Raw genomic sequence first — 13,430 nt, forward strand, 5'->3', positions numbered from 1 at the left:
GTTGTCGCCGTGGGACATACACCGACTCTCAGGCATTGGCGAAGAACTCCAGGATCGCCGAGTTCACGGCATCCGGCCGTTCGAGGAATCCCAGGTGCCCCGTGTCGGCGATCTCGAGATACCGGCCGTTCGGAAGGGCCTCTGCCACCTCCGCACCGAGGTGTGGGGGCATCACGAGGTCGTCGGCGAAACCGATCACCAGCACCGATGTGGCGATCGAACGGTATTCGAGCCGCCGATCCCGCTCCGGGCCGACGTCATACTGGGCGCGGACTCCCCTGGTCGGCCTGGTGGGCCACATCGTGAAGGTGTCGATCCAGTCCCGAACCGAGTCGTCATCGTTCAGAGTCTTTGGCGAAAAGCTTTCCAGCAAACGAAGTTTCGCTTCATATGCCGGCGGGACACGCACGTTTGCACCAGCAAGTTCCAGTTCCGCCTGCCGAAAGAACTCCCGCGCCCGATCGTTGCGGCCACGCGTGGCCATCAACGCCGCCTGGCTCACCAGTTCCGGCCGGGACAGCATCAGTTCCTGTGCGATGTAGGAGCCCATCGAGACACCGACGAGCCGGACCGGAGCGACGCCGAGCCGCTCGATCAACTCGGCCGTGTCGGCCACCATCGTCGCGGTGGTTAACGAATCGGTATTCGCTGTGGCACCGACACCCCGGTTGTCGAACGTGATGACGCGGTACCCGGCGGCACGGAATGCGGGCACCTGGTGAAGATCCCAGGTGCGTCCGAGACCCCCTTGGCCGGCGATGAACAGCACCGCCTCACCGTGGCCGCGGTCTTCGTAGGCCAGATTCATTCTCCCCGCCCCGCGTTGTCGGCTACGCGTCCAGCCGGACGAACTGGCCGTGCCGATAATGCTCGACACAGGCCGATCGTCGGACTTTTCCACTCGTGGTGATCGGGATCGAACCGGGCAGCACCGGAACCAGATCCGCGACACCGAGGCTGTGCGAGTGGGATATCGCCGAGGTCACTTCACGCTTGACGGCGGAGAGTTTGTCCATGGTCTCCTGGTGAGAGTCGCCCTGCTTTCTGACTTCGATGATCACGACCAGCTTCTCGGTGCGACCGTCCGGAACCGCGATGGCGGCGCACCGGCCCCGGGTGATCTCCTGGATTGTCGCCTCGATGTCGTCGGGAGAATGGTTGCGCCCGTACACGATCAGCAGGTCTTTGATGCGGCCGACCACGAACAGCTCGCCGCCGGAGTCGAAGCCGAGGTCCCCGGTGCGCAGCCAGGGCCCCTCGGGGGTGCCGTCCGAGGGCGATACGAGCTGTCCGCCGAACGTGGCCGCGCTCTCTGCGGGTCTGCCCCAATAGCCGGTCGCGACGTTGTCGCCGTACACCCAGATCTCGCCGACTGAACCGGGCGGGCATTCCACACAGGTATCGGAGTCGACGATGCGGACCATCGGTGACTGCGGCATCTGGTAGCTGACCAGGGGTGTGCCGCTGCTGTTTTCGCAACGCCGTGCCACGCCGGCGGTCAGCTTGTCGGATTCGAAACGCACGACGGTCGGTGGTCGATCGGGCGGGTTGCTCGTCACGTAGACGGTTGCCTCCGCGAGCCCGTACGACGGGCGGATCACCGCCGGGTTCAGCTTCAACCTCGCAAAGCGGTCGGTGAAGCGCTCAAGCGTTGCCGGATGCACCCGCTCGGCGCCGGTGATGATGACCAGCACATCGGAGAGGTCATGGCCGGCCAGGTCTTCGTCGGATGTCTTTCGCACGGCCAATTCGAAGGCGAAGTTCGGCGCGGCGGTGTAGGCACGACTATTGTTTGCCAAAAATTGCATCCACCGGGCCGGTCGTTGCAGAAACGCCATCGGGCTGGTGAGCACAGCGGGAACTCCCGTCAGCACCGGCGCGCAAACTCCGAGGTACAAACCCATGTCGTGGTAGAACGGCAGCCACGACACAACGGTGGCGCCGGGCGGAATGACATTTCCGAAGGCGGAAAAGTAGCCGGGCAACAGTTGCCGGAAATTGGCCATCAGGTTTTTGTGCGACATCATCACCCCGGCCGGGTTCCGCGTGGATCCCGACGTGTACTGCAAATACGCGGTGTCCGGGTGATCGTCGATCCCGGCTCCGGATGGCCCCTTCGGGGCATCGAGATCCAGCAGGTCGACTTCGACCATCGACGGAGCCGATCCGCCGGGCTGGGAGGACACGTAGTCGGCTACCACGCCTGCGACCGCAGAGGTGGTGAGGATGACGGTCGGCGCAGCATCCTGCAGCACAGATCCGACGCGGTCATCGGTGGCGCCCCCCAGAGGCACCGACAGAGGGACCGCGATGAGCCCCGCCTGCATCGCGCCGAAAAAGGCCACGATGTAGTCGATTCCCTGCGGGGCCAGGATCAGGGCCCGGTCACCCGGCGCCCCGCACTGTTCGAGGTGTCGTGCCAGGTTCCGCGTCCGGCGATACAACTGCGCGAACGTCAGGCTCTCCGGAACTCCATCCCAATTATTTTCGTAATCAATAAAAGTAACCGCGGTCTCGTCACCTTGAAGACCGGCACGCTCGTTCAGCAACGTCAGAATGGACGTATCACCCACGGGCATCAGGGTAACGCCGCGGCCGCGGCCGCATATCTGAAAAGCGCGGCAAACTTCAACTGCACCAAGTGTGCGTCACAGTTATGTCATTTGGCAGTACCGTCGCGCAAACTATTTGCATTCGTTTGTATACATCCGATTGATTGCTCAGATCGTGGGACAACTCCCCCCAGCGAATCTAGCGTGAATGAAGGTAACCGCCCGCTGAGGACCCCGCGCCGGCGACGGCGGTGGGCGAACACCGGCGTAACTGCGTCGGCTCACCGTACGGCGCCGGGCATCCGAACCGGTAGCGGCCAGTCCGCCAACCGGCCTCGGGGAGGAGGGCACTTGGCTATGACCGAGAGCACGCATGACAGATTGCCGGGTTCGGATCCCGGTTCCACCCCGCGGCCCTCGCGCGGCAAACCGGTCACCCCGGTAGCGGTCATCGGGATGGCCTGCCGGCTTCCCGGCGGTATCGACTCCCCCGAACGACTCTGGGAGGCGTTGATCCGCGGCGATGATCTGGTCACCGAGGTGCCGCCCGACCGCTGGGATGCCGACGACTACTACGACCCCGAACCCGGGGTGCCCGGACGATCGGTGTCGAAGTGGGGTGCGTTCATCGACGATGTTGCCGGCTTCGACTCCGAGTTCTTCGAGATCAACGAGCGCGAGGGCGCCGCGATCGACCCTCAGCACCGGATTCTTCTCGAGACGTCGTGGGAGGCCATGGAAAATGCCGGCGTCTCCCGGGACGATCTGACGGACTCGAGCACCGGTGTCTTCGTCGGGCTGACGCACGGCGACTACGTGATGCTGGCCGCTGACGCCGAGGCCCTGGAGGCCGCGTACGGGTACAGCGGCACCAACTTCAGCCTGGCGTCCGGACGGGTCGCCTATGCGCTGGGGGTCCACGGTCCCGCGCTCACGATCGACACGGCCTGCTCCTCCGGGCTGGCCGCAGTGCACCTGGCCTGCCGCAGCCTGCACGAGGGCGAGAGCGACCTTGCCTTCGCCGGCGGTGTCACCCTGGTGCTGGACCCGCGCAAGTTCGCCTCCGGGTCAGCTGAGGGGATGCTCTCACCAACCGGGCGCTGCCACGCCTTCGACGTCGCGGCCGACGGGTTCGTTTCGGGCGAGGGCTGCGCTGTCGTGCTGCTCAAGCGGCTGCCCGACGCAGTGCGCGACGGTGATCGGATCCTGGCCGTGATCCGTGGCACGGCCGCCAATCAGGACGGCCACACCGTGAACATCGCCACGCCGTCGGAAACCGCACAGACCGCGGTGTACCGAATGGCCTTGGCCTCAGCCGATATCGATCCCGACACGGTCGGGATGGTCGAAGCGCACGGTACGGGCACCCCGGTCGGGGACCCGATCGAATACGCCAGCCTGGCGAAGGTGTACGGCGTCGACGGCCGCTGCGCCCTCACCTCGGTGAAGACCAACTTGGGGCATGCCCAGGCGGCCTCCGGCGCGCTCGGCCTGATGAAGGCCGTTCTCGCGGTGCGCCATGGTGTGGTTCCGCAGAATCTCCATTTCACCCGCCTACCCGATCAACTCGCCCAGATCGAGACCAATCTCTTTGTGCCCCGAGAGACCACACCGTGGTCCACCAACGGGAAGCATCCCCGACGGGCGGCGGTCTCGTCATACGGGCTGTCGGGGACCAACGTGCACGCCATCGTGGAGCAGGCACCCGAGCAGGCGCCGGAACTCACCGGGGCCGAAGCGCCGCCCGCGCCGGACGCGGCACCGATGTTGTTCCCGCTGTCGTCCACTTCGACAGAAGAGCTGCGTCACACGGCCGCCCGGCTGGCCGACTGGGTACAGGCGCACGACGATGCCGCCCTGCCTGATCTGGCGTACACCCTGGCGCGCCGACGCGTGCACCGACCGGTACGCACCGCCGTCAACGCGCGCACCCGCGCGGAACTCACCGCGGCGTTACGTGAGATCGCCGACGGCGATACCCCCCACCAAGCCGCTGTCGGGCGCAACGACCGAGGTCCGGTCTGGGTGTTCTCCGGCCAGGGATCACAGTGGGCGGCAATGGGTGCCGAGCTCCTGGCGACCGAACCGGTGTTCGCCGCCACCGTGGCCCAGGCCGAGCCGATCATCGCCGCCGAGTCCGGATTCTCGGTGACCGAGGCGATGTCGGCGGCACAGACGGTCACCGGTCAGGACCGGCTGCAGCCCACGCTGTTCACCATGCAGGTCGCGTTGGCCGCCGCCATGAGGGCATACGGGGTGCACCCCGCCGCGGTGATCGGCCATTCCCTGGGCGAAGGCGCGGCCGCCGTTGTCGCAGGGGCGCTTTCGCTGGAGGACGGTCTACGCCTGATCTGCCGCCGGTCGCAACTCATGTCCCGGATCGCGGGCACTGGCGCCACCGCCGCGGTGGAACTTCCTGCCAAGCAGGTACTTTCCGAGCTGACCGGACGCGGAGTCAGCGATGTCGTGGTGGCGGTCGTGGCCTCTCCGGAATCCACCGTCGTGGCCGGTGCCACACAGACGGTTCGCGAGCTCGTCGCCGACTGGGAACAGCGTGGGGTGATGGCTCGTGAGGTCCCGGTCGATGTCGCCTTCCACTCGCCTCTGGTCGAGCCGATCGTCAGTGACCTGACCGCGGCCCTCGCCGACCTGAAGCCGATGCCACCGGAGATCCCCTTCTACTCCGCGACCCTGTTCGATCCCCGCGAGCAACCGGTGTGCGACGCCGCCTACTGGGTGACCAACATGCGCCGGATGGTTCGGTTCGCCACCGCGGTACAAGCGGCGTTGGAGGACGGGCACCGGGTCTTCGCCGAATTGTCGCCGCACCCGCTGCTCACCCGGGCCCTCGAACAGACGGCGCGCAGTCGCGAGACGCCGATGGCCGCCCTGGCCGCGATGCGCCGTGAACAGGCCCTGCCGAACGGGTTGCGTGGGTTCCTGGTCGATCTGCACAGCGCAGGCGCGGCAGTCGATTTCACGGCGCTCTCCCCGAGCGGGCGGTTGGTCGATGCGCCACTTCCTACCTGGACGCACGGCCGACTGTGGCTGAACGGGGGCGGCCACGATTCTCCGACGCACGGCGGTTGCACCATCGCGGTTCACCCGCTCTTGGGCCCCGGTGTGCGCCTGCAGGAGCAGCCTGAGCACCACGTGTGGCAGGCAGATGTCGGCACGGCCGCCCAGCCCTGGCTCGCGGACCACCAGATCCGCAGCGTTGCCGTGCTTCCCGGAGCCGCGTACTGCGAGATGACGCTGGCGGCCGCGAACTCGGTGTTGGGCGCGGCTTCCGAGGTCCGGGACGTCCACTTCGAGCAGGCACTGCTGTTGGACGAGCAGACATGGGTCGGCGCGTCGGCGTTGGTGGCGTCGCCGGGGGTCGTCGACTTCACCGTGGATACGAATCACGAGGGCGACCAGGCACGCCACGCGAGCGCGGTACTGCAGGCCGCCGATGATGTGCAGCCACCCGCCTACGATCTGTCGGCGCTCCTGGTTGCACTCCCCGGCGACGAGAGCGGTGACGAGGTCCGGAATCGTGTGAGTGAGCACGGTATTCAGTACGGTCCGGCATTCGCCGGCATGGTCGCCGTGCACACCGGGGCAACCCAGGCCGTGCTCGCCGAGGTGGCACTGCCCCGCTCGATCCGGTCACAACAGGACGCCTACGTCGTGCACCCGGCGCTGCTGGACGCGTGCTTCCAATCCGTGGAGGCCATCCCCGACGTGCAGGCCCTCGGCGGCGACGTGCTGGCGTTGCCACTGGGCGTCCGTCGCCTACGGAGCTACGGCTCGGTCCGCAACGCGCGCTACTGCTACACCCGGTTGATCCATGCCGACACCGCGGAGCTCGAGGCCGACATCGATGTGCTCGACGAGAACGGCTCGGTCCTGCTCAGGGCCCAGGGGCTACGACTCGGCACCGGTGTCTCCGGAAGCGCCCACGACGATCAGGTTCTCAGCGAGCGACTGCTGGCCGTGGAGTGGCAGCAACGTGACCTGCCGGAGGCGGAGTATGCCGACGCCGGATCCTGGCTGCTGATCAGTGCCACGGCCGCCGCCGATGCCGTGACGGCGAGCTTGGGCGATGTCCTGACCGCCCATGGTGCACAGTGCGCCACCATGAGTTGGCCCAGCCGAGACGATGACCCGTCGACGGGGCGCGAGCTCAGCAGCCGACTGCGCGGCGGGCAGTTCACCGGTGTGGTGATCCTGGCGGAACCGAAGAGCGGCGATGCCGGTGACCAGTTCCCGCTGCGGGGCCGCGATTACGTTCGCCACCTGGTGCACATCACCCGCGAACTGCCCGAGATACCGGGCGAACTGCCCCGCCTCTACGTGGTGACCCGCGGTGCCCAGACCGTGGTGGCCGGCGACGTGGCCAATCTCGAGCAGGCTGAGTTGCGGGGTTTGATCAGGGTGATCGGCGCCGAGCATCCGCACCTGGTGGCCACCCAGATCGATGTGGACGAGGCCACCGGCGCTGAGCAATTGGCGCTGCAACTGCTCAGCGGGTCCGAGGAGGACGAAACCGCCTGGCGTGACGGCCAGTGGTACACCGCCCGGTTGTGTCTTGCCCCGCTGCGCCCAGAGGAGCGACAGACCACCCTCGCCGACCATGAGCGTGACCGGATGCGGCTGCAGATCCGCACACCCGGCGACCTCGAGTCGATGGAACTCGTCGCCTGCGAACACCTTCCGCCGGGTCCGGGACAGATCGAGGTCGCCGTCACCGCGTCCAGCATCAACTTCGCCGACGTGCTGGTCGCTTTCGGCCGATATCCCGCCTTCGACGGCCGGCTTCCGCAGCTCGGCATCGACTTCGCCGGGGTGGTGACCGCGGTCGGGCCCGACGTGACCGACCACCGGGTCGGCGATCATGTCGGCGGTCTGTGCGCCGACGGTTGTTGGGGCACGTTCGTCACGTGCGACGCCCGCCTGGCCACCACCCTGCCGGCCGGATTGTCCGACGTCGAGGCCGCGGCGCTGACAGTCGCGAGCGCCACCGCGTACTACGGGCTCAACGACATGGCCCGCATCAGAGCGGGCGACAAGGTGCTGATCCACTCGGCGACCGGCGGGGTCGGCCAGGCGGCGATGGCCATCGCCCGTGCCGCAGGCGCGGAAATCTTCGCCACGGCCGGCAGTGAGCAACGACGGCAGTTGTTGCGCGACATGGGTGTTGAGCACGTCTACGACTCGCGGACTCTGGAGTTCGCCGATCAGATCCGCCAGGACACCCAGGGGTACGGCGTAGACATCGTGCTGAATTCGGTGACCGGCGCCGCCCAGCGGGCCGGCCTCGAATTGCTGGCATTCGGTGGGCGATTCGTGGAGATCGGTAAGCGGGACATCTACGGCGACACCCGACTGGGTCTCTTTCCCTTCCGGCGCAACCTCTCGTTCCATGCCGTCGACCTGGCGCTGATGTCCGTCAGTCACCCCGACCGGCTACGCGAGTTGCTGGCCACGGTGTACCTGCTGACCGCGGAGGGCGACCTGCCGATGCCGGAGATCACCCGGTATCCACTTGCCGACGCCGCCAACGCCATTCGGACGATCGGCGGCGCCCGGCACACCGGCAAGCTCGTGCTCGATATCCCGCACACCGGCTCCAGCCGGCTGGTGGTTCCACCGTCACAGGTGCGGGTGTTCCGCCCCGACGGCGCGTACATCGTCACCGGTGGTCTCGGCGGGCTCGGTCTGTTCGTGGCCGAGAAGATGGCCGCGAACGGCTGCGGGCGCATCGTGCTGTCCTCCCGGTCACGGCCGAGTGCCCAGGCGCTGACGACCATCGACCGCATCCGCTCGACCGGCGCCGACATCGTGGTCGAGTGCGGTGACATCGCCGAGCCCGGCACCGCGCAGCGGTTGGTGGCCGCTGCGACTGCCGGTGGGCTTCCCGTGTGCGGTGTGTTGCACGCGGCCGGGGTGATCGAGGACGCGGCGTTGACCAACATCACCGACGAGCTCATCGAGCGGGACTGGGCCCCCAAGGTTTACGGCGCCTGGAATCTGCACACCGCCACCGCCGACCAGCCCTTGGACTGGTTCTGCTCGTTCTCGTCGGCCGCCGCACTGGTCGGCTCACCCGGTCAGGGCGCCTATGCAGCGGCCAACAGCTGGCTGGACGCATTCAGCTTGTGGCGCCGAGCTCAGGGCTTGCCCGCCATCGCGATCGCGTGGGGAGCCTGGGGACAGATCGGCCGCGGCACCGATCTGGCCGAGGGGGCCGGCATCGCCATCACGCCCGACGAGGGTGCGTACGCGTTCGAAGCGCTGCTGCGTCACAACCGCGCCTACACCGGGTACGCGCCGATCACCGGCACATCGTGGTTGAGCACCTTCGCCGAGCGGATACCTTTCGCCGAGGCGTTCCGGTCCACCGGCCAAAACCACTCGGGCACGAGCAAACTGCTCGCCGAGCTCGACAAGATTCCGGCCGAGGAGTGGCCCGTCCGGGTGCAGCAGGCGGTCTCGACCCAGATCGGCCTGATCCTGCGCCGCAGCGTCGACCCCGACCGTCCGCTGTCCGAATACGGCATGGACTCACTGGGGGCGCTCGAACTACGCACCCGAATCGAAACCGAGACCGGCGTGCGGATTCCCGCCACCGGTATCACGACCATTCATGACTTGACGAAACTGTTGTGCGCGAACCTCATTCCCGCGAAAGCTTCGTGAGGCACACGATCGACAGATTGACATCACAATCGGACGGGGGAGACAACCATGTGGGGGTCACTGCTGGTACTGGCACTTCTGACGTCGATCAACCCCGTGCGTCTCGGCATCATCCTCGTGGTGCTGTCCCGGCTCCGGCCCCTGCGGAACCTGGTCGCCTACTGGTCGGGCGCGGCGATCATCGGGCTGACCACCCTGATCGTTCCGCTGATTGCGCTTCACGCCGCGCCGAGCTCGGCATCCTTTGCCAGAGATTTCGCCAACCCGACCGCGAACCCCGCTGCCCAACGGACTGCGATCACCATCGGTGTGGCTCTGCTGGTGATCGCCGTGGTGATGCTGGCACGTTCATTGATGCGAAGCCCGGCCCCGCACGGTCAGCAGGCGGTGGCGGACCCCGACGGCACCGGAAGCGTATCGACACTTTTGCTCGATTCATCGGCACCACCGGCGATCTCGCGTCTACTGCACTCGGCTGCGGCGGCTGCAGCGGAAGAAGGCGAATCACCAACCCGTCGGCTGTTCGGCCGGATCCGCGCTGCCTGGCGGGACGGGGCGCCGTGGATCTCGTTCGTCATCGGCATCATCGTGCTGCCGCCTCTCGACGGCGTGGTGTTCGCCCTTGCGATCATCGTGGCTTCGGGCGCCGTACTCGGCGTCCAGGTCGGCGCCGCGATCGCGTTCGTCATCGGCGTGCTGGCCGTGGAGGAGATCATTCTGATCAGCAACGTGGCCGCGCCGGCGAGGACGCAAGCAGCCTTGCAGCGACTACACGACTGGGCGCGTACCCATCACCGGAAGTTCGCGGCCGCCATCCTCGCAGTCGTCGGCGTCTCGCTGGTGGCCCGCGGCATGGGCGGTCTCTAAGCTCTTCACATGCCACCACAGGTCGAGCACTTGGAATTTCAGGCCCAGGCGCGCCAACTGCTGGAACTACTGATCCACTCGGTGTACTCCAACAAGGACTCCTTCCTACGGGAGCTGGTTTCGAACGCCTCCGACGCCCTGGACAAGCTGAGGCTCGAGTCTCTGCGGAACAAGGACCTCAACACCGACACCTCCGACCTCCACATCGAGATCGAGGTATCCCAGGAGCCGCGAACACTGATCGTGCGCGACAACGGCATCGGCATGACCCATGAGGAAGTGGTCGACCTGATCGGCACTCTCGCCAAATCGGGTACCGCCGAGCTGCGTCAGCAATTGAGCGAGGCCAAGAATGCGGCCGCCTCAGAAGAATTGATCGGCCAGTTCGGTGTCGGCTTCTACTCGACGTTCATGGTGGCCGACCAGGTCGAGTTGCTGACCCGCAAGGCCGGCGAGAGCGGCGCCACCCGATGGGTGTCCAGCGGTGACGGCACGTACACCATCGAATCCGTCGATGACGCTCCCCAGGGCACCTCGGTCACGCTGCATCTCAAGCCCGAGGACGCCGAGGATCAGCTGTACGACTACGCCGCGGAGCCGAAGATCAGAGAGCTCGTCAAAAAATACTCCGACTTCATCGCCTGGCCGATCCGGATGCACGACGAGACGCTCAACTCGATGAAGGCGCTGTGGGCGAAGCCCAAGGACGAGGTAACCGAGCAGGAGTACAGCGAGTTCTACAAGCACATCGCCCATGCGTGGGACGACCCGCTCGCGGTCATCCCGATGAGGGGCGAGGGCACCTTCGAGTACCAGGCCCTGCTGTTCATCCCCTCCCACGCCCCGTTCGACCTGTTCACCAGGGACGCCAGGGTCGGGGTGCAGCTGTACATCAAACGCGTTTTCGTCATGGGCGATTGCGACGAGCTCATCCCTGCCTACCTGCGCTTCGTGAAGGGAGTGGTTGATGCACAAGGGATGTCACTCAACGTCTCCCGCGAGATCCTCCAGCAGGACCGGCAGGTCACCGCGATCCGCCGGCGGCTGACCAAGAAGGTCCTGTCGACGATCGCCGATCTGCAGTCGGGGCGGCCGCAGGACTACCGCACGTTGTGGACTCAGTTCGGCGCCGTGCTCAAGGAGGGCCTGATGTCGGACCCGGACAACCGGGACACGCTGCTGCGGGTGTCGTCCTTCGCGTCCACCGTCTCCCCCACAGCAGACGAAGACGGGCTCACCACGCTGGCCGGGTACGTCGAGCGCATGAAGGACGGTCAGGACCAGATCTTCTACGCCACCGGACCCTCGACCGAGCAGCTCCTGAAATCACCGCACCTGGAGGCGTTCAAGGCCAGAGGGTATGAGGTGCTGTTGCTGACGGACCCGGTCGACGAAATCTGGGTGGGGTCGGTACCGGAGTTCGACGGCAAGCCGCTGCAGTCGGTCGCCAAGGGCGAGGTGGACCTCGACTCCGACGAGGAGAAGTCGGCACACGACGCTGAGCGCACCGAGCAGGAGAAAGAGTTCGCCGACCTGCTGGCCTGGCTGACGGAAACGCTGAGTGATCACGTATCGGAGGTGCGGTTGTCCAGCCGGCTGACGGAGTCTCCGGCCTGCTTGATCACACCCGCATTCGGCATCACCCCGGCGCTGGCCCGCATGTACCAGGCGTCCGGACAGGTGGTTCCGGTCGGAAAGAGGATTCTCGAGCTCAACCCGGTGCATCCGCTCGTCACCGGCCTACGTCAGGCCTACCGGCCAGGCGCCGGTACCGATCTGAACCAGCTGGCTCAAACTGCCGAACTGCTCTATGGCACAGCACTTCTCGCTGAGGGCGAGATTCCCGAGGACCCGGCCAGGTTCGCCGGCCTGCTCGCCGACCGGCTGGCTCGCACGGTCTGACGCCCGCCGTCGCGGCCCGCTTCGGCAGCAACGCTGGCATTTTCGACCGAATTGACGATTCGGCACGTACCGTTCGGAGAATGAGCAACGTACTCGATTTGCTCGACCAGACCACGTTCGACGTCGGACGGGCCACCGGGGCAAACAGTCTCATGCAGGGCGTCTGGGTATACGACCACCCGATCGACGTCGACGGTCTACGACGGTTCCACACCAATCTTCAACGTGGACGATTATCTCGGTGTATCGAGAAGTCTCCGTTGCCGTTCGGTCGCCACCGCTGGGTCGCACCCCGGAACTTCTCCGACATCGAAGTCGCGTCGGCACGGCCACGCGAGGAATTCGACGACTGGCTCGACGAGCAGGCCGGCGCCCCACTGGATTGCGAGCACGGGCCCGGATGGCGCCTTGCGGTGCTGCCGTTCACCGACGGCGGCACCGGGGTGAGCCTGGTGGTCCCGCACTGCCTCATCGACGGCGTCGGACTGTGGCACGCGCTGGCGGACGCGACGGAGGGCCGCGAAGACCCGGTCCGATGGCCGGCCGCCGCATCCCGCCGGCGGTGGCAGGCCCTGCGCGCGGATGTCCGCCAGTGCGCACGCGACATCCCGGCCGTGGGCCGCGCCATGGTCGCCGCCGCCCGGTTGGGCCGGCGTGCCCGCAAAGGCGACGGAATCGGGACCCCGCTGACGCCCAAGTCCCGGATACTGCCTCCTGGAACCGAGCCGTCGATCGCGCTCCCGATGGCGACGGTCTTCGTCGACGCCGATGAGTGGGAGGCTCGCGCACAGTCACTCGGCGGGACCACAAACGCGTTGCTGGTGGGATTGGCGGCGCGACTCGCTCAGCACGTGGGGCGGATCGGTGCAGACGGCTCCGTCATCGTGATGATGCCGGTGAGCGAGCGGACTCCGGACGATACGCGCGCCAATGCGATCGGGAATGTGGGCGTCACGGTGGACCCGGCACAGGCAACGACGAATCTGGGCGACATCCGCACCGCAATCAAGCAGGCCTTGATCCGCCACCACGAGGCGTCCGACGACGAATACGCGGTGAACGCCCTGGTTCCCCTGTTACCCAAGCGGATTCTGAGGGCGGCCGGCCTGGCGAACAGTGTCGCCGCACCCAACCTGGTCGGCGCATCCAATGTCGGCGTCATCTGCCCAGCCGCCGGCCGGGCAGATGGCACCGACGCCGATGTCTTCGCATTGAAGATCCTCCACACCGGCGTGACCACGACGATGCTGCAACGGTTCGGCGGGGTGCAGTCGTTCCTCTCCGGAACATCCCACGGAAAGGTCTTCGTCTCCGCGGTTTCTTACCGGCCCGGCCGGGCTAACTCGAATATGGCTCTACAGCAAGATCTTTCGAGTGCGCTGAGCGATTTTTCACTGACCGGCACGTACCTCTGAACACGCCTGA

Annotated in this window: 6 protein-coding genes; 4 read left to right on the plus strand and 2 right to left on the minus strand. The window is 66.6% G+C overall.

Annotated features, from left to right (window positions below):
• Positions 1-28 precede the first annotated feature (28 nt).
• Both ACZYZ7_RS29050 and ACZYZ7_RS29055 read right to left on the minus strand, forming a co-directional pair.
• Positions 29-808, minus strand: a complete 780-nt coding sequence (locus ACZYZ7_RS29050) for an alpha/beta fold hydrolase (RefSeq protein WP_463742331.1) — start codon at positions 806-808, stop codon at positions 29-31.
• A 22-nt stretch (positions 809-830) separates the two neighbouring features.
• Complete coding sequence (locus tag ACZYZ7_RS29055) at positions 831-2,573, minus strand: AMP-binding protein (protein ID WP_463742332.1); 1,743 nt, start codon at positions 2,571-2,573, stop codon at positions 831-833.
• Between the two features lie 336 nt (positions 2,574-2,909).
• Between ACZYZ7_RS29055 and pks2 the strand changes: the two genes are divergently transcribed.
• From pks2 to ACZYZ7_RS29075, 4 genes are all read left to right on the plus strand, one after another.
• A complete protein-coding gene (gene pks2 / locus ACZYZ7_RS29060; protein WP_463742333.1) occupies positions 2,910-9,236 on the plus strand; it encodes a sulfolipid-1 biosynthesis phthioceranic/hydroxyphthioceranic acid synthase in 6,327 nt (2,108 codons plus the stop codon).
• Between the two features lie 48 nt (positions 9,237-9,284).
• Entirely contained in the window at positions 9,285-10,103 is an 819-nt protein-coding gene (locus tag ACZYZ7_RS29065) for a GAP family protein (RefSeq protein WP_286175170.1), read from the plus strand.
• Between the two features lie 9 nt (positions 10,104-10,112).
• A complete protein-coding gene (gene htpG, locus ACZYZ7_RS29070; RefSeq protein WP_463742334.1) occupies positions 10,113-12,005 on the plus strand; it encodes a molecular chaperone HtpG in 1,893 nt (630 codons plus the stop codon).
• 80 nt (positions 12,006-12,085) lie between these two features.
• On the plus strand, positions 12,086-13,420 hold the full coding sequence (locus tag ACZYZ7_RS29075; RefSeq protein ID WP_450071225.1) for a WS/DGAT/MGAT family O-acyltransferase: 1,335 nt from the start codon (positions 12,086-12,088) through the stop codon (positions 13,418-13,420).
• Positions 13,421-13,430: the final 10 nt, after the last annotated feature.

This window comes from Mycobacterium sp. IDUB_17, assembly GCF_055419465.1.